At 73.4% G+C, this 17,072-nt stretch carries 16 protein-coding genes; 9 read left to right on the forward strand and 7 right to left on the reverse strand.

All coding sequences use genetic code 11. From position 1 onward, the window contains the following. Positions 1-8 precede the first annotated feature (8 nt). Positions 9-1,043, reverse strand: a complete 1,035-nt coding sequence (sbnB, locus tag ACYP53_RS39160) for a 2,3-diaminopropionate biosynthesis protein SbnB (RefSeq protein ID WP_459650978.1) — start codon at positions 1,041-1,043, stop codon at positions 9-11. 200 nt (positions 1,044-1,243) lie between these two features. Between sbnB and ACYP53_RS39165 the strand changes: the two genes are divergently transcribed. From ACYP53_RS39165 to ACYP53_RS39205, 9 genes are all read left to right on the forward strand, one after another. Continuing rightward, positions 1,244-2,194, forward strand: coding sequence for a 3-oxoacyl-[acyl-carrier-protein] synthase III C-terminal domain-containing protein (locus ACYP53_RS39165; protein WP_189923908.1), 951 nt, complete (start codon positions 1,244-1,246; stop codon positions 2,192-2,194). 16 nt (positions 2,195-2,210) lie between these two features. Further along, positions 2,211-3,629 (forward strand): preATP grasp domain-containing protein, encoded by a 1,419-nt coding sequence (locus ACYP53_RS39170; RefSeq protein ID WP_459650897.1) that lies wholly within the window; start codon positions 2,211-2,213, stop codon positions 3,627-3,629. After that, on the forward strand, positions 3,619-4,926 hold the full coding sequence (locus ACYP53_RS39175) for a type III PLP-dependent enzyme (protein ID WP_189923904.1): 1,308 nt from the start codon (positions 3,619-3,621) through the stop codon (positions 4,924-4,926). Before ACYP53_RS39170 ends, ACYP53_RS39175 begins: the two co-directional genes overlap by 11 nt. A 12-nt stretch (positions 4,927-4,938) precedes the next feature. Continuing rightward, a complete protein-coding gene (locus ACYP53_RS39180) occupies positions 4,939-5,211 on the forward strand; it encodes a phosphopantetheine-binding protein (RefSeq protein WP_189923902.1) in 273 nt (90 codons plus the stop codon). 2 nt (positions 5,212-5,213) lie between these two features. Next, positions 5,214-6,071, forward strand: a complete 858-nt coding sequence (locus tag ACYP53_RS39185) for a beta-ketoacyl-[acyl-carrier-protein] synthase family protein (protein WP_459650898.1) — start codon at positions 5,214-5,216, stop codon at positions 6,069-6,071. Further along, complete coding sequence (locus tag ACYP53_RS39190; RefSeq protein ID WP_459650899.1) at positions 6,068-6,793, forward strand: hypothetical protein; 726 nt, start codon at positions 6,068-6,070, stop codon at positions 6,791-6,793. Before ACYP53_RS39185 ends, ACYP53_RS39190 begins: the two co-directional genes overlap by 4 nt. A 168-nt stretch (positions 6,794-6,961) precedes the next feature. Then, positions 6,962-9,181: an MMPL family transporter gene (locus ACYP53_RS39195; RefSeq protein ID WP_189923895.1), complete on the forward strand. Its 2,220-nt coding sequence runs from the start codon at positions 6,962-6,964 to the stop codon at positions 9,179-9,181. A gap of 135 nt (positions 9,182-9,316) precedes the next feature. Then, entirely contained in the window at positions 9,317-10,270 is a 954-nt protein-coding gene (locus ACYP53_RS39200; RefSeq protein WP_189923893.1) for a TauD/TfdA family dioxygenase, read from the forward strand. A 62-nt stretch (positions 10,271-10,332) separates the two neighbouring features. Beyond that, complete coding sequence (locus tag ACYP53_RS39205; RefSeq protein ID WP_189923891.1) at positions 10,333-11,094, forward strand: AfsR/SARP family transcriptional regulator; 762 nt, start codon at positions 10,333-10,335, stop codon at positions 11,092-11,094. Positions 11,095-11,193: 99 nt separating this feature from the next. Here ACYP53_RS39205 and ACYP53_RS39210 read toward each other — a convergent pair whose 3' ends face one another. From ACYP53_RS39210 to ACYP53_RS39235, 6 genes are read right to left on the reverse strand one after another with little or no spacing between them, the layout of a single operon-like run. Further along, on the reverse strand, positions 11,194-12,372 hold the full coding sequence (locus ACYP53_RS39210) for an acyl-CoA dehydrogenase family protein (RefSeq protein WP_189923889.1): 1,179 nt from the start codon (positions 12,370-12,372) through the stop codon (positions 11,194-11,196). Between the two features lie 55 nt (positions 12,373-12,427). Next, the gene (locus tag ACYP53_RS39215; RefSeq protein WP_459650900.1) at positions 12,428-13,150 is read right to left on the reverse strand and encodes a DsbA family protein; all 723 of its coding nucleotides are present in this window, start codon (positions 13,148-13,150) and stop codon (positions 12,428-12,430) included. Further along, complete coding sequence (gene fabG, locus ACYP53_RS39220; protein ID WP_459650901.1) at positions 13,150-13,917, reverse strand: 3-oxoacyl-[acyl-carrier-protein] reductase; 768 nt, start codon at positions 13,915-13,917, stop codon at positions 13,150-13,152. The genes ACYP53_RS39215 and fabG overlap by 1 nt, the downstream gene beginning before the upstream one ends. Beyond that, complete coding sequence (locus ACYP53_RS39225; RefSeq protein WP_459650902.1) at positions 13,914-14,942, reverse strand: hypothetical protein; 1,029 nt, start codon at positions 14,940-14,942, stop codon at positions 13,914-13,916. Before ACYP53_RS39225 ends, fabG begins: the two co-directional genes overlap by 4 nt. A gap of 19 nt (positions 14,943-14,961) precedes the next feature. Then, complete coding sequence (locus ACYP53_RS39230) at positions 14,962-16,071, reverse strand: beta-ketoacyl synthase N-terminal-like domain-containing protein (protein ID WP_229929110.1); 1,110 nt, start codon at positions 16,069-16,071, stop codon at positions 14,962-14,964. After that, entirely contained in the window at positions 16,068-17,054 is a 987-nt protein-coding gene (locus ACYP53_RS39235; RefSeq protein WP_189923877.1) for a hotdog family protein, read from the reverse strand. Before ACYP53_RS39235 ends, ACYP53_RS39230 begins: the two co-directional genes overlap by 4 nt. Between the last annotated feature and the right edge of the window lie 18 nt (positions 17,055-17,072).

Genomic DNA, 17,072 nt, shown 5'->3' on the forward strand with positions numbered 1-17,072 from the left:
GCCGCTGGTCAACTTTTCCCGTAGCGGGTTGTCTCGTCGAAGAATCCGTCCACCACCGTGAGGTCGCCGGCGGCGGAGACGTGGTCGTAGACGAACTTTCCGACCACCAGATCCAGTACGCCGAGGCCGAACGGGGAGAAGACCAGCGGCCGGTCCCCGGCCGGCCGCAGCTCGCCGGTCAGCACGTCGTGGAGCGTTCCGGCCACGAACTCCCGGTGGCCGACGAGCTGTTCGGCGAGGTGCACGGAGGTGTTCGCCTTCAGGCAGTGCTCGACGTCGTCGACCACGTTGGTGGCGGCGAGGATCACCTCGGGCGCCAGGTCGCGCAGCGAGACGTGCAGGACCAGGGGGTTGTGTGCGAACCACGCCGGATCGGACACGTGCGGGGTCGCGGCCACGGTGGCGAAGACCACCAGGTCGCAGTCGCGGATCAGGTCCTCGGCCCGCTCGTGCACCGTCACCCGCCCGGCGTGCCCGGCCGACTCCAGGTAGCCGCGGAAGCCCGCGGCGTGCCGGGGGTCGAGGTCGTGCACGGCCACCCGGTCGAACTCCCAGCCGGAGCCCACCAGGTAGGTGTGCAGGAAGCGGGCGATCAGCCCGGTGCCGACGAAGCCGACCCGGGTCGGCCGGCCGCGCTCCCGGGAGAGCAGGTCCGCCCCCAGGGCGGCCGAGGCCGCGGTCCGCGCGGCGCTGATCACCGACCCCTCCAGCAGGGCGAACGGGTACCCGGTGGCACGGTCGTTGAGCAGCAGCGCCGCCGAGGCCCGGGGCAGCCCGGAGTCGATGTTCCGGGGGAAGCTGGACACCCATTTCAGGCCGTCCACCCCCACGCCGCCGCCCACCGAGGCCGGCAGGGCGATGATCCGCGAGTCCGGCCGGTCCGGGAAGCGCAGGAAGTACGAGGGCGGGTTGACGGTCAGGCCCGTCCCGTGCAGCCGGTATGCCTCCTCGACCAGTTCGATGACCTGCTTCTCCCGGCCGCGCAGCACTTGGTTGACCTGCGAACCCGGGATCACCGCGAAGGTCGGCGGCAGTTCGGACATGAGCTCCACGCTCCCTGGCATACGACGCATGACGATCTGACTGCCGCCCATGCTCGGTACTTCCACTGACCGGCTGCTGACCGGTAACTGACGTGCTCCCGGGGCCCGTTCGGGTCAGCGCAATGTCAGTAGCTCGTCAGTCGCGCCGGTTAGCTTGCCGAGCAATCACACGACCGTGCAGTCGGAGGCGGAGGAAGCCGATGAAGAAGCCCGGTTCGACCGGATCGCCGGCACTGCTGGCGGTATCGAGCCATCTCCCGGAGACCGTCCCGGTCTCCGCGCTCCAGGACGGGCTCTCGCTGAGCGATCAGCAGATCCGCCGGTTCACCCGGCTCTACGGACTGGACCGCATCTGCCAGTCCGCGCAGTCGGAGGCCGAGCTGATGCTGGCCGCCGTGGGCAAGCTGGAGGAGCTGCCCGGCCGGGAGGAGCAGGTCCGCTACATCGTGCGGGCCAAGGGCCTGCGGACCACCGCGCCCTACCCGCACAACCCCGTTCAGGAGGTCCGCGCCGAGCTCGGCCTGACGAGGGCCGAGACCTTCGCGGTCGCCGACCACGGCTGCGCCACCGGCCTGCTCGCCCTGGACGTCGCCGCCACCCTGCTGGCCGAGGACGGCGACCCCGACGCGCTGGCGCTGGTGCTGTTCGGGGACAAGACGCTCACCCCCTTCTCCCAGTGGGTGGCCGACGTGTCCATCATGGGCGAGGGCATGGCCGCCGCCCTGGTCGGCGCCACCGGCGACCACGACCGGATGCTCGGCTACGCCAGCCGGATCCACGGCCGCCCCGACGGGCAGATCGACATGACCCCGGAGATCGCCAAGCAGGCCCGGCAGATCTACCAGGACGCCCTGGAGGAGGTCGTGCTCGCCGCCTGCGAGCAGGCCGGGATCGGCGTGCGGGACCTCGACCTGGTGCTCCCCCACAACGTCAACCGGGTCTCCTGGACGATGACCGGGGACCGCCTCGGACTGCCCGACGAGAAGCTCTTCCTGGACAACATCCCGGCCACCGGGCACTGCTTCTGCGCCGACCCCTTCATCAACCACCAGAGCGCCGCCCGGCTCGGCCGGCTCAAGCCGGGCGACACGTACCTGATGACCTCCGCCGGCCTGGGCCAGGCCTTCGCGGCCATGGTCTTCGAGCACTGAGCGGCCGGAGGACACCATGACCGATTCCCTGACCGGGCCCGCCGCCGCGCCGGCCGCGCCGCCCGCACCGGACTTCACCCAGCGGCTGCGCACCGCGGTGGGCGCCCCGGACGCCCCGCTGGTCCTCCTCGGCAACTTCGAGGTCGAGGAGCAGTGGGCGGTCGGCGAGCACACCCTGCCGCGCTTCTCCGCCGACTCCGGCGCCGCGGTGGTCAACCGGATGGACGAGTTCGCCCTGCTGCTGGGGCGCCCGGGCGACCACGTGGTGCTCAAGACCGCGCCCGACCCGGCCTACCTCGACTACCTCACCGGCCTGGGCGTCGGCCTGCCGGAGGTGCACGTCGTGGCCGGCCAGCGCTTCGACCGGACCGTCACGGCCGACGCGCTCGACGACCCGGCCCTGCTGGAGCGGCTGTCCGCGCTCGGTGCCTCCGGCGCCCGGCTGCTGCCGCACGGGACCTCGCGTCCCGAGGAGCTGCTCGCCGAGCGCACCGGCCTGCCGCTGGCCACCCCCGGCGCGGCCCGGTGCAAGGCCGTCAACAGCAAGGTGTACAGCCGCCGGATCGCCGACGAACTCGGCCTGCGCCAGCCCGCCGGCTGGACCTGCGAGACGGTCGGCGAGCTGGCCGCCGCCCTGGAGAAGGCCAAGGGCCTGCTGGCCGAGGGCCGCCGCGCGGTGGTCAAGGAGGCCTACGGGGTCTCCGGCAAGGGCCTGGTGGTGCTGGACGGCGAACGCCGCGCGGACCGGGTGCTGAAGATGCTCTCGGCCAAGGCGGAGCGCTCCGGCCGGCCGGACCTCGCCTTCGTGGTCGAGGAGTGGGTGGACAACCGCGGCGACCTGAACTACCAGTTCACCGTCGCCCGGGACGGCTCGACACACTTCGACTTCGTCAAGCGGGCGCTCACCGAGGGCGGCGTCCACAAGGGCCACCGCTTCCCCGCCGACCTGACGCCCGGCCAGCTCGCGGACGTCACCCACGCGGCGGCCCGGCTGGGCGAGCGGCTCGCCGCGGACGGCTACTACGGGGTCGTCGGGGTCGACGCCATCCTCACCGCCGACGGCGGCGTCCACCCGGTGCTGGAGATCAACGCCCGCAACAACATGTCCACCTACCAGACCAGGCTGCAGGAGGCCTTCGTCGGCCCCGGCCGGGCCGCGCTGGCCCGGCACTACCCGGTGCGCCTGGACGGGCGGCTCGGCTTCGACCGGCTCCGCGAGCTGCTCGGCGACCTGCTGCTCACCGACCCCGCCGGCAGCGGACTGCTGGTCAACAACTTCGCGACCGTCAACGCCGGTCTCGACGTCAGGCCGGGCGAGCCCTTCGACGGCCGCCTCTACGGCATCGTGGTGGCCGGCTCGGCCGCCGAACTGGACGACCTGGACGAGCGCCTGACCGCCCGGCTCCAGGCCTTAGGAGCAGCCCATGTCCACTGAACAGTCCACCGGGCCCGTCGAGTTCGAGATCCAGGGCCTCGGTATCACCGAACTGGCGGAGCGCTTCGGCACGCCGCTCTACCTCTACGACGGCGACGTGCTGCGCGAGCGGATCACCGCCGTACGCGACCGGCTGCACCCGAGCCTGGAGGTCTTCTACTCGCTCAAGGCCAACCCCAACGTCTCGGTCTGCGCCCTGCTGCACGCCTTCGGCGCCCGCGCCGAGCTGTCCTCGCTGACCGAGCTGGCCACCGCCCGCCGGGCCGGCGTCGCCCCGCACGACATGCTCTTCCTCGGCCCCGGCAAGAGCCCCGAGGAGCTGGCGGCCTGTCTGGACGAGGGGGTCTTCGCGATCATCTGCGAGTCCTTCGGGGAACTCGCCGTGATCGACGAGCTGGCCACCGCCCGCGGCCGCACCGCGAACGTGGTGCTGCGGGTCAACCCGGAGTTCGCGGTCAAGGGCTCCGGGCTCACCATGGGCGGCAAGCCCCGCCAGTTCGGCATCGACGAGGCCCAGCTGCTCGCCGCCGGCGACCTGGCCGGGCGCCACCCCGGCGTACGGCTGATGGGCGTCCAGGTCTACATGGGCACCCGGATCCTGGCCGCCGAGGCGGTCGTCGAGAACACCGAGCGGATCCTGGCGCTGGCCGAGCGGATCTCCGAGCGGCTGGACTTCCCGCTGGAACTGGTGGACATCGGCGGCGGGCTCGGGGTCGCCTACTTCGACGGCGAGCGGGACCTCGACCTGGACGCGCTCGCCGCCGGCGTGAACCCGCTGATCGACGCGTTCGTCCGGCGCCACCCCGGCACCCGGATGGTCATGGAGCTGGGCCGCTACCTGACCGCCATGGCCGGCACCTACGTGGTGCGGGTGCGCTACGTGAAGGAGTCGATGGGCGAGAAGTTCGCCGTCGCCGACGGCGGGACCAACCACCACATGGCGGCGGTCGGCATCGGCTCCTTCGTCAAGCGCAACTTCCCGATGACCCTGCTCAACCGGATCGACGAGCCGGCCGACGAGAGCTGGAACGTCACCGGCCCGCTCTGCACCCCCAACGACACGCTCGGCAAGAAGGCCGCGCTGCCGCCGGTTCGGCCCGGGGACCTGATCGGGGTGGAGCGCTCCGGGGCGTACGGCCCCAGCGCCTCGCCGGTGTTCTTCCTCAGCCACGGCCACCCCGCCGAGGTCCTGGTCTGGCAGGGCCGGGCGAGTCTGGTCCGCGAGCGGGACCGCCACCAGGACCTGCTGGACCGCCAGCACCTCGTCGACATCGACGCCCACGCCACCGCTTCCTGAAGGGAACCCACCATGAGCGACACCACCACCGCCCTCGACCGCGCCTCCCTCGTGGCCGTCATCGGCCGGGCGCTCGGCGCGGTCCTCGGCGACGGGCTCCCCGAGCTCACCGAGGACTCCCGCCTCTTCGACCAGGTCGGCCTGGACTCCAGCGGCGTCTTCGAGCTGCTGATGGAGCTGGAGGAGGCCCTGGACATCGAGCTGGACACCGACCACCTGGAGATGTCCCACTTCGAGACGCTGCGTTCGCTGGCCGACTTCCTGATCACAGAGATGAGTGCCTGAGCATGTACCAGACGGCCGCGCCCGTCCTCACGCGGACCCGGGACCGCCGGTCCGCCGCCGCGCCGCTGCGGCTGGCCGGGATCACCCACCGGGTCTTCGGCACCGGCACCACCCGGATCGACGACGCCTTCTCCGAACGCCACTTCACCGACCTGACCGGCGCCTACGGCGTCGACTACCGGCCCGAGCTGGCCGGCTCCGGCGCGGGGAACACCTTCGCCGCGATGTCGCGGGCGCTGGTCGAGTCGCTGGGCGCGGCCACGGCACCGGTCGACCTCGCCGTGGTCGCGCACGCCACCCCGGACCTGGACTGCCGGGCCGCCGCCGCGACCTACCTGTCCGACGCCTGGCCGCACGGGCCGCTCGCGTTCTCGCTCTCCGACCAGGGCCCGTGCACGCCCTTCACCGCGCTGCGCCTGGCCCAGGCCTACGCGAGCCGGCACGACTACCAGCGGGTCCTGGTGCTGGTCCTCGACCAGTCCACGCTCCCCTACCCCACCGGCCGCGAGCTGGCCGGCGACGCGGGGGTGGCGATGCTGCTGAGCCGGGACGGCGCCCTCGGCGCGCCCCGGACCGAGATCCACCCCGGGGTCCCGGTCGACCGGCTGCGCGACCGGCTGGCCGACCTGCTGCCGGCCGGCGACGGGACCGCCGTCTTGGCCGGCCCCGGCATCGTCACCCGGCGGGACCTGCCCGGCCACCCGGAGGCGGTCGGGACCGCACCCGGCTACCCCACCGCGCGGCTCTGGGGCCGCCTGGCCGGGCAGCCGGCGGCCCGGACGGTCGTCCTGGTCGATCACGACGAGACCACCGGCGACCTGGCGCTCTGCACCCTGGACCGAGCCGCGGAGGCGTCATGACCACCAGCACCGGACCGGCCCTGACCCGGCAGGACTGCACCCTCATCCACCGCACGGCCCGGCAGGACGGGCTGGCCCCGGCCCTCGCCCTGCTCGGCGAGGCCCTGCCGGCGGGCGGGACCGGTTACGGCCCGCACGGCCACGCGGTGGTGCCGGCCGACCGGCTCACCGCGGAGCAGCGCGATCCCGGCGGCGACCGGCCGAAGCTGCTGGGCGAGGTGGAGCTGCCCGGCGGCGCGGTCGCCCTGCTCCACCACCCCGGGCACGACGACCGCGCCTTCGCGGGGTCCGACCGGGGACCGGACCCGGAGCAGGCCGGCCGGGCCTTCCGCTACGGCCTGGCCTGGCTGCGGCTGGGCATCTCGGAGGGCCTGCGCGACGCGGCCCTGCGCTACCTGGCGGACCGTCGGGTCGGCGACACCCCGCTGATCCAGCAGCAGCTGGTGAAGGCGGCCGTCGCCGAGTCGCTGACCGAGCAGCTGGAGGTGCGGGCCACCCTCGACGAGCTGGACGCGACGAGATTGCCCGGCGCCCTGCTGCACGACCTGCACCGGCAACTGACCCACTGCGACCGGGCCCAGGTCCAGTTGCTCGGCGCCGGCGGCTACCTCAGCGACGGCCCCGGACAGGTCGCGTACCTGTCCGAACTGCTGGCCGAGGCCTACGTCGCACCGCCGCCGTGCGAACCGGCCGCGAGCCCCGCCAGGAGCCGCTCCTGGTGACCGACACCCCCCATAGCCGCGCCCCGTGACCGATTCCCCCAGGTCACGGGGCGCTCACATTTGGTAGCCGAGTAACAGTTGACGGCTCGTACATTCACCTGTCAGCATCAACTGACAGGTGAAACCGCGAACACCGGCAGGTCTGGGGGCGTCATGACCGCACAACGCTTGACCGTTCGACTGGCCACGTGGAGTGCCCGGCACCCGTGGCGCGCCATCGTCAGCTGGCTGCTGCTGGTGGTGGTCTGCCTGGGCGTCGGCTCCGCGGCCGGCACCCGGATGGCCGACACCACCGACTACCGGGTCGGCGAGGCGGGCCGCGCCGAGGCCATGGCCGAGGCCGGCGGGATCCCGCAGCCGATCGTCGAGAACGTCGTCGTCACCGCCCGGGGCGGCTCCCTGGACGTCACCGCCGCCGAGGCCGCCGCCCAGGACGTCGCCCGTCGGATGGCCGGGCTGCCGGCCGTCAGCCGGGTCGGCGACCCGCTGCGCGCCCCGGACGGCCAGGCCTACCTGGTCCCGCTGACGATGCGCGGCGACGACGTGGCGGTGGCCAAGGACATCAAGGACGTGGTGGCGCGCACCGCCGAGGCGCAGCAGGCCCACCCCGAGGTCCAGATCGTGCAGACCGGCCACGCCTCGATGTCGGTCGACGTCGGCAAGCAGATGAGCAAGGACCTCGCCCTGGGCGAGCAGCTCACCCTGCCGCTGACCCTGGTGATCCTGATGGTGGTCTTCGGCGCGGTCGTCGCCGCCGGCATCCCGGTCCTGCTGGCGCTCTCCGGCGTCGCCGCGGCGATGGGCCTGTCCGCCCTCTTCTCGCACGTCTTCCCGAGCGTGGGCACCAACAACAACCTGATCCTGCTGATGGGCATGGCGGTCGGCGTCGACTACTCGCTGCTGGTGACCAAGCGCTTCCGGGAGGAGCGGGCCCGCAGCGGCGGCCGGCTCGGCGACGCCGCCGCGATCGAACTGGCGGCGGCCACCGCGGGCCGCGCCGCGCTGGTGGCCGGAGCGGCCGTGATGCTGGCGATGGCCTCCCTGTTCGCCATCGGCGACGTGGTGTTCTCCTCCCTGGCGATCAGCTCGATCATCGTGGTCCTGATCGTCATGACCGGCTCGGTCATCGTCCTGCCGGCCCTGCTGGTCAAGCTCGGCCGGGTGCTCGACCGCCCCCGGCTGCCGCTGCTCGGCCGCCTGGCGAAGCAGTCCTCCGAGCCCGGCAAGCTCTGGCCGCGGCTGCTGGCGCCCGCCGTCCGCCACCCCGGCCGCACCCTGGTCGCCGGACTCGTGGTCATCGCCGCGCTCGCCCTGCCCGCCCTCGGGATGCGGCTGATCTCGACCGAGGTCGGCACCCTGCCCAAGGTCCCCGCGGTGCAGGCCCGGGACCGGATGGTCGCCCACTTCCCGTCCGCCGGCGCCGCCTTCACCGTCGTGGTCCAGGGCACCGCCGCCCAGGCGGACGCCGCCGTCGACGCGCTGACCACCGCGGCCGCCGCCGACCCGCTGCTCTCCGCCGGCCGGCTGCCGGCCACCACGCTGCGCTCCGCCGACGGCACCACCCGCTCGCTCACCCTGACCACGCCCCACGCGATCGACGGCCCGCAGGCCCGGCAGGCACTGGACCGCCTGCGCCACGACCTGGTACCGGCCGTCGCGAACCGGGCGGACGGCCCCCGGGCCGCCGTCACCGGCGACGTGGCCCGCAACCAGGACGTGCTGGACCGCCAGCTCGGCGAACTGCCCTGGGTGATCGGCCTGCTGCTGCTCTTCAGCTTCGCGGTGCTGCTGGCCGCCTTCCGCTCGGTCCTGATCGCCCTGGTCTGCACCCTGCTGAACGTGCTCTCCTCGGCCGCCGCGCTGGGCATGCTGGTCGGGGTCTTCCAGTCCGGCCCGGTCACCGACCTGATCGGCCGGCACGCGGACGGCAGCATCGTCTCCCGGGTGCCGATCTTCCTCTTCGTGATCCTCTTCGGGCTCTCCACCGACTACAACGTCTTCATGGTCAGCCGGATCAAGGAGTCGATGGAGAAGGGCAGTTCGACCGCGGAGGCCCTGGTCGAGGGCCTCGGCCGGTCGGCCGGCGTGGTCACCGGCGGCGCCTTCATCATGGTCTCGGTCTTCGTCAGCTTCATGTTCACCAGCCTGCTGGAGATGAAGCAGCTGGGCTTCGGCCTCTGCGTGGCGGTCCTGGTGGACGTGGTGATCGTCCGGCTGATGGTGATGCCGGCCCTGCTGAAGCTGATCGGCCACCGGCTGCGCTGGTCCGCCCGCCCCGTCGGCCGGCCCGGCGCCACCCCCGATGCCACTGCCACCGCCACTGCCGCCGCCGGCACCGCGGCCGCGCCGGTCGCCCTGCCCGAGCGGGACCTGCCGGTCCACCACTGACCCCGCCCCGGGCGGCCCGGGGCGGCCGGGCCGACCCCGCACGGCGGACCGACAACCGAATATATGTCCCCGATAGATAGGGGGGGTGATCCTGTTGCGGGCAGGATCACCCCCTCTTCCATTGGAGACCTGCGGATGCACATCGACACAGTGAGCAACGGCGGGACGACGCTCCCGGTCCTGCGACTGGACCGCGCTCCCGACCTCGGGCGCGCGGAGACCACGGCCGAGCTGCGCGCCGTGGTCGAGGCCCGACTGGCCGAGCACGGCGGCCTGTTGATCCGCGGCCTCGGGCTGCCGGACATCGACGCCTTCCACCGGACGGTGACCCGCTTCGGCCACCCGGTGCTGGCCAGCTACCGGGGCGGGGACACCCCCCGCAGCGCCGTCGCGGAGGGCGTGTTCACCTCCACCGAGTACCCGGCGCGGTTCGAGATCAGCCTGCACAACGAGATGTCCTACGCCCACACCTGGCCCAGCCGGCTGTTCTTCCACTGCGTGGTGGCGGCCGAGAGCGGCGGCGCGACGCCGGTCTGCGACGGCCGGGCGCTGCTCGCCGACCTGCCGGAGGCGGTCCGCGAGCGCTACACCGGCCGGGGGGTGACATACCGTCAGCACCTTCATGGCGGGCTTGGCCTGGGCAAGTCCTGGCAGTCCACCTACGAGACCGACGACCGGGCCGTGGTGGAGAAGTTCCTGGCCGAGGCCGAGGCCGAGTACGAGTGGACCGCCGAGGGCGGGCTGCGGGTCAGCCAGCACCGGCCGGGCGTGCGCCCGCACCAGGACTCCGGCGAGCCGGTCTGGTTCAACCAGGCGGACCAGTGGCACCTGTCCAACCTGCCCGACGCCGAGGCCGAGTTGATGCGCTCGGTGGTCGACCGGATCGACGACCTGCCGCACTGGGTGACGTACGGCGACGGCCGCGAGATCCCGGACCGGGACCTGGACGAGGTGCGCCTGGCCATGGCGCGCAACAAGGTCGCCGTGCCCTGGCAGCCCGGTGACGTGATGGTGGTCGACAACATGCGGATGCTGCACGGGCGCGAGGCCTTCACCGGGGCCCGCAAAGTGGTCGTCTCGATGACCTGAGCGGTGCCTGGACCGATCGGGACCGGACGGCCAGGACGGAGAGCACGGAGAGGACGGGGGACATGGAGTTACAGCTACTGGGATCACTGACGGTGGTACGGAACGGCCGGCGGCACAACCTCGCGTCGAAGCGGGTGCGGACGGTGCTGGCGCTGCTCGCGCTGGCGCCCGGGCAACCGGTCGGCTTCGACCACCTGGTCGACCAGCTCTGGGCCGACCGCCGGATGGAGAACTCCAGGAACGCGCTGCAGGCCAACATAGGACGGCTGCGCAAGTTCCTGGAATCGGTCACCGGCGACCGCGGCGACCAACTGGTGCACACCCTCTACGGCGGCTACCTGCTCAACCTGCCATCCGAGGCGGTGGACGCGCACCGCTTCCTGTCACTGGCCGAACGCGGCGGCGCGGCCGCCGCCGCCTCCCGGCCGGAGGAGGCCGTACGCCTGCTGGAGGAGGCGCTCCGGCTGTGGCGGGGCCCGGCACTGCTCGACCTCTACGAAGGCCCCCGGCTGCAGCTGGAGGCCTCGCACCTGGACGAGCAGCGGCTCAGCGCCCGGGAGGACCTGATCGCCGCCAAGCTCGCGCTGGGCGAGGAGCGCGGCATCATCTCCGAGCTGAAGCAGCTCACCACCCAGTACCCGGGGCGGGAGCGCTTCACCGAGCAGCTGATGCTCGCGCTCTACCGCAACGGCCGGCAGACCGAGGCCCTGGACGTGTTCCACCGCACCCGCCGCTGGCTGGTCAGCGAGCTGGGCCTGGAGCCCGGGCGCAGCCTGGCGGAGGTGTACCGTTCGATCCTCTCGCAGACCCTGGTGGCCGACTGAGGGTCGAAACGCCGTCAGGGCCGGTCCGTTTCGAACGGACCGGCCCTGACGGCGTTCTGGGTTCTCCGGCTCTGCGGCTCTGCGGCTCTCCGGCTGCGCTCAGCCGGCCGCCGGCGAGCCGGCCCGCTCCAGCTTGCCCGAGACGAGCCCCTGGAAGAGGTTGAGCTTCTGCATCGAGGTGGTCCCCTCGATGAACTCCATCGACCGGGCGTCCCGGGCCAGCTTGTCCAGCAGCGGGTGGTCCAGCCGGGCCCCCGGGCCGAAGAAGGTGCAGGCCTCCAGGGTGACCTCCTCGGCCAGCCGGCTGGCCCGGGCCTTGGCCGCGGAGGCGAGGTAGCCGTTGCCCCCGTCGGCGTCCACGGCCGCCGCGGCGGCGTGGATCAGCCGCCGGGTGGCGGCGATCCGCCGGCCGATGCCGTCCAGCCGCTCGCGCTCGGCGGGCCGCAGCGAACGGCGGTGGGTGAGCACGTAGGTGTGCGCCGCCCTGGCCACCCCGAGCGCGATCGCGGCGACCCCCGGCCGCAGCCGGTTGAAGGTCTGCACGAAGGCCCAGGTGCCGCGCCGGGTCCTGGGCAGGTGGCGGCCGAGGACGCGGTCCTCGGCGATCTCCACCCCGTCGAACTCGATCGTGCTGAGCCGCGCCCCGCGCAGGCCGATCATCGGCAGCGGCGCGGCCGAGTAGCCCGGCACGGCGGTCTCGGTGAGCACCGCGCTGACCCCCAGCGGGCCGGGCCCGGTCCGCGCGAAGACCACGCCGAGCTGGGCCCGGCAGGCGTTGCCCACGTAGCGCTTGGCGCCGGTGAGCCGCAGGCCGGTCCCGTCCGGGCCGGGGGTGAGCGCGGTCCGCATCCCGCTGGCGTCCGAACCCCGGTCGGGCTCGGTCAGCGCGAAGAAGGTCCAGAGCGGATCGGCCAGCATCCGGCCGTAGAACCACTCCTTCTGGCGCCGGTCCCCCAGCACCTCCAGCAGGACCCCGGCCAGCAGCGGTCCGGGCGAGGCGACCAGCATCCCGGCGTCGGCGCAGGCGAGTTCCTCCATGATGACCACGCGCTCCAGCGCCCGGTCGCCGTGGAACCGGTGTCCGCCGATGGGCTCGGGCCGGTTGCCGTACTCCTCGGGGATGCCCATGGTCGCCAGGAAGCGCACCGCGGGCAGGTCGAAGTAGCGGCGGATCGCCTCCGGATCGCGGTCCAGTTCGAGGGCGTGCGCCCGGAAGTCGTGCCCCCATTCCTGGCACTGGGCGCTCAGCGCCTTGAACGGGCTGTCGAGCTCGAACACTTCTCCTCCTCGGAAGATCCTGCGCTCGGCGGCGCGGACCGCCGCCGCGCCCCGGTCAGCCGCAGCCGCCGGCGTGGCCCTGGTCCGAGCCGGGCGAGGGCGCCGCGGCCTCGGCGACGGACAGCGCCCCGGCGGGGGTCAGCAGCCCGCCCGGGGGCGCCTGTTCGCGCAGCAGCGCCACGAAGTCCGCCAGCCGGTCCAGGCCCCAGTACCTGCTGAAGCCGTGGACGAAGAAGGGCACCCCGAAGACGCCGTCCCGGCACACCTCGTACAGCAGCCGGGCGCCCTGCTCGCGCAGCTCGTCCTGCTCCGCCGCGCCGGCCAACTCCTCCGGGTCGAGGGCGAGTTCGTCGCCGATCCCGGCGATCACGGCCGGGTCGCAGATGTTCCGGCCCTCCTCCCACCGGGTCCGGTACGCCGCCGCGACGTACTCGCGGCCGCGCCCGTGGCGCTCGGCGACCAGGTAGGCCAGGTGCGGGACCTCCCACACCGGATCCCGGTCCACCGGCCAGACCAGGGTGCGGTCCAGCCGCTTGGCCAGCCTGGCGACGTCCTGCAGCACGTACAGGTGCTTGGCCCGCGACATCGCGGAGTACGGAAACTCCCCGCCGAGCGCGGCGAGCAGTTCGCCGCTGCGCCGGTCCGGCTCCCAGAACGGGCGCCACTCGACCCGGTCCGCGACGTCGGGGTGGCGTTCGACCAGCTCCCGCCAGGCGAGCCAGGAGTAGGGGCTGCGCAGGGAGAAGTAGAAGCGCGGCACACTCGGGCGACGGGCCATCAGAGCACCAGCCCCCCGTCCACCCCGAAGACCTGGCCGGTGATGTAGGAGGCCCGTTCGGAGGCCAGGAAGGAGACCAGGTCGGCCACCTCCTCCGGCCGGCCGAAGCGCCGCAGCGGGATCTGCTCCGTCATCCGCTCGCCGACCTCGGGGGCGAGCCCCGCGGTCATGTCGGTGTCGACGAATCCGGGCGCCACCACGTTGGCCCGGATCCCCCGGACCCCGACCTCCTTGGCCAGCGCCTTGGTGAAGCCGATGATCCCGGCCTTGGACGCCGAGTAGTTGGACTGCGTCGCGTGGCCGTACACCCCGGCGACCGAGGACATGGTGATCAGCGAGCCGCGTTGGCGCTTCATCATCGCGAAGACCGCGGCCCGGCAGACGTGGTAGGTGCCGTCGAGGTTGGTGCGCAGCACGGCGTCCCAGTCCGCGGCGGAGAGCAGCACCAGCGGGTTGTCGCGCACCACGCCGGCGCTGGAGACCACGGTGTCCAGCGGCCCGAGCTCCCGTTCGGTCTCCTTGACGAAGGCGTCCACCGCGGCGGCCTCGGTCACGTCGACCCGCCGGCACAGCACGGCCGCGCCGTGCGCCCGCGCCTCCTTCGCCACCTGCTCGGCGGCTTCCTGGTTGGACTGGTAGCAGAAGGCGACGTCCCAGCCGTCGGCCGCCAGCCTGTTCACCACGGCGCGTCCGATGCCCCGGGACCCCCCGGTCACCAGCGCCACCCGGCGCGGGTCGGCACTCTGCCCGGTTGCGGACATCGTCATCCCTCTCCGTCGTTGGTTCTGTCGTCGGTTCCGTCGTCGGTTCCGTCGCTGCTTCTGTCGCCGGTCGCGTCGCCGGTGCTGCCGTCGGCCGGCTCGGCGCGCAGGACCTCCGCCCCGCGCAGGGCCACGGTGAACTGGCCCACCTCCAGCACCGGCCGGCCGTCGGCGGTGCTCGACCCGCCGAGGATCACGGTGTCCCCCAGGTCGCGGACGATCCGGACCTCGTGCTCGACGACCTGCCCCGGGTGGACGGCCGCCAGGACCCTGGAGTCCTTGACCGCGGCCAGCAGCGCCACCTTGCCGGTGAGCACGTACGGGTTGGGCCGCTGCCAGCAGGCCAGCAGGACGGCGGCCTGCGCCCAGGACTCCAGCAGCTGGCCGGCCGGGTAGGCGTACCGCTCGGCCGGCGCGTCGTCGTCGAGCCCGGCGTAGCACGGCTCGGCGGCGGTCACCGCCTTGCGGGCGAGCAGCCGGCTGCCCGGTTCCACCTCGACCACCCGGTCCACCAGCAGCACGGGGTGCCGGTGCGGGATGGTCGCCTTGATCCGGTGGAGCGTGCCGGCCGGTTCGGTCGCGTCGCCGGCGGTGGTGCTGTTGCCGGTCGTGCCGACCGGGTCCGGCCTCCCCTCCGGGTAGCGGATCCGGAACTCGGCCGCGGGCTGCCCGTCGGCCCGCAGTTCGGCGGTGGCCAGGGCGTCGGTGGCGGAGGCGCCCGGACCGGCCGGGCCGGCCGGGGTCAGCCGCACCGTCACCAGCACCTGCTCCCCCGCCCGGACCGGCCGCAGGAACCTGGCCTTCTCCAGCACCAGCGGGAGGTCGGCCCGGCGCTCCAGCGCCGCCGAGGCCAGCGCGTGCACGTGCTGGACCAGGAAGAGGCCGGGCACCAGCGGGAAGCCCGGGTAGTGCCCGTCCAGGAGCGGGTCCGTGACCGGGATCCCGACCTTCCCGTGGAGCAGGACGGTGCCGTCCTGCTCCACGGTGCGGTCCGGGAGCTCCGGCGGATCGAACAGTTGATTGATCAGCATGAGCCTCTCCGACCGCTCCTCAGACGCCCAGTACGGCGCAGCCGACCTGGCCGTCACGGTCGGTCCCGGTGACCAGCGCGAGCTGCCCCTCGGACAGCTCGCCGCGCTCCACCGAGGCCAGCACGGCGGCCAGTTGGAGGCTGGTCGCGGCCGCGGCGGTGTCGCCGGTCAGCGGCCGGCAGTCCAGCCGGCGCGGCGCGGCGCCGCCGAGCGCCTCGACCACGGCGTCCCACTCCTCGTCCCCGCCGAGCGGGGCCACCAGCCGGACCTCCTCGGCGGAGCGCCCGGCCCGCTCCAGCGCCGCGCGCACGCAGGCCGTCAGCGCGGCGCCCGCGGTGCCCGGCCCCTGGTGGGCCCGGAACCGGACGCCGAGCAGCCGGGCCAGCGGCCGGCGCCCGGCCGCGGCCGCCCCGGCGGCGGACTCCAGCAGGACGACGGTGCCGCCCTCGCCGAGCTCCTCCGCCCCGGTGCCGCCGGCCCACTCCAGCCAGGCCCGCTGCACCGAGTACTCCTCGGCCGCGCCGCAGATCACCTGGTCGCAGTGGCCGCCCCGGTGCAGCCGCGCGGCGTAGTTCAGCGCGAGCAGACCGGTCAGCCGACCGCCGGCGATGGTGCTGTTGGGCCCCTTGATGCCGTGCCAGATGGCGCTCTGCCCGGCGGCCCGGTTCATCACCGTGTTGGGGAAGCGGGCCGGGTCGACGTGGTACGGCTTCTCCCCGGTCAGCGAGTCCCGGGTGAAGTCCATGATGCTCTGCACGCTGCCGTGCCCGGTGCCCAGCACCAGGCCGACCCGCTCCGGCCGCTCCAGCAGCCCGGGGCCACACTCGGCGATGAGCCGGTCCACGGCGGTCACGGCCAGCGCCGTGACCCGGTCCATGGTCCTGGTCCCCTTGCGGCCGAGCGCCTCCGCCGCGCTGAACCCGGGCACCAGCCCGGCCCGCGCGTACGGACCCGGGTACTGCTCGCGGTCCAGCTCGCCGACCGCGGTGCGGCCGGCCAGCACGCCGGCGCCGAACTCCGCGCGGTCCAGTCCGAAGGGTGTGACCGCCGACCAGGCGGTGAGCACCAGCTCGTCCCCCGCGGCCCCGACCGGGCCCGCCCCCGTGGTCGCGGGTGCCGCGGTCGTCACGCCGACCCCCGCCCGCTGATCCGGCCCGCCTTGCCGTTGATGCCGTTGAGGAGGCGGTCGTCGAAGTCCACCAGGGTCCAGTCGCGCCGGTTCTCGATCACGGCCCAGCCGTGGGTGATCTTCCCGGTGGCGGTCTTCACCAGCTCGCCGTCGCGCAGCACGTAGCAGTCCATCCGCGCGGTGTAGGTGAACCGCTTGAAGACGTTCTCGACGGTGTAGACGGTGTAGAGGGTCTCCTCCATCCGCGCCTCGTCGAGGATCTCGATGACGGAGTGCGGGACGACCGGGATCCAGTCCTGCTCGTCGAGCAGGGTCTTGATGGAGACGCCGCGGTCCTCCAGGAAGAGGTCCACGACCTCCTCCATCTGGCGCAGGTAGCCGGACATCTGCACGCGCTCGGTGAAGTGGCAGTAGAAGTAGGGCATCCGCCAGGCCCAGCCGAAGGAGTTGCTGCCGGCCGTCAGCGCGGCCAGCGGGTCCCCGTCGGCGTCGACCGTGACCGGCTCGACGGCCGCGGCCGTGGCCTTGGCACCGGCCGTGGCGCCGAGCCGGTCGACGACGAACGGCGCCAGCGCGGCGGGCGCCGGCTCGACGGCGTGGCCGCGCGGGTCCAGGCGCAGCTGGACGGCCACCTTGGAGACGACCGCCCGGACCGTCTCGCCGTCCCGCTCGACGGTCAGCTCGACGGTGAAACCGGCGCCGCGCTCGGTCACGCCGGTCGGGCGCACGGTGGCGGTGGCGAGGTCGTCGATGTGGAAGGCGGTGAGGATCTTGGTGTCGATCCGGGTGATGTCGGTGCCCAGGCCGAAGCGCTCGTAGAGCTCGCCGGCCGGGTGGCCCTGCTGGCGGAAGTGGTCGTACACCGCCTCCTCGACCATGTAGTTGACGTGCTTGAAGCCGATCCAGGTGCAGATGTTGGACCCCTCGTAGCGGGGCCGGATCTCGGTCCGGGTGACGGCGTCGGTGGTTGCGGGCTGGCTCATGTCGGCTCCGGGGCTCAA

It is taken from the genome of Kitasatospora sp. Ki12, from assembly GCF_054601375.1.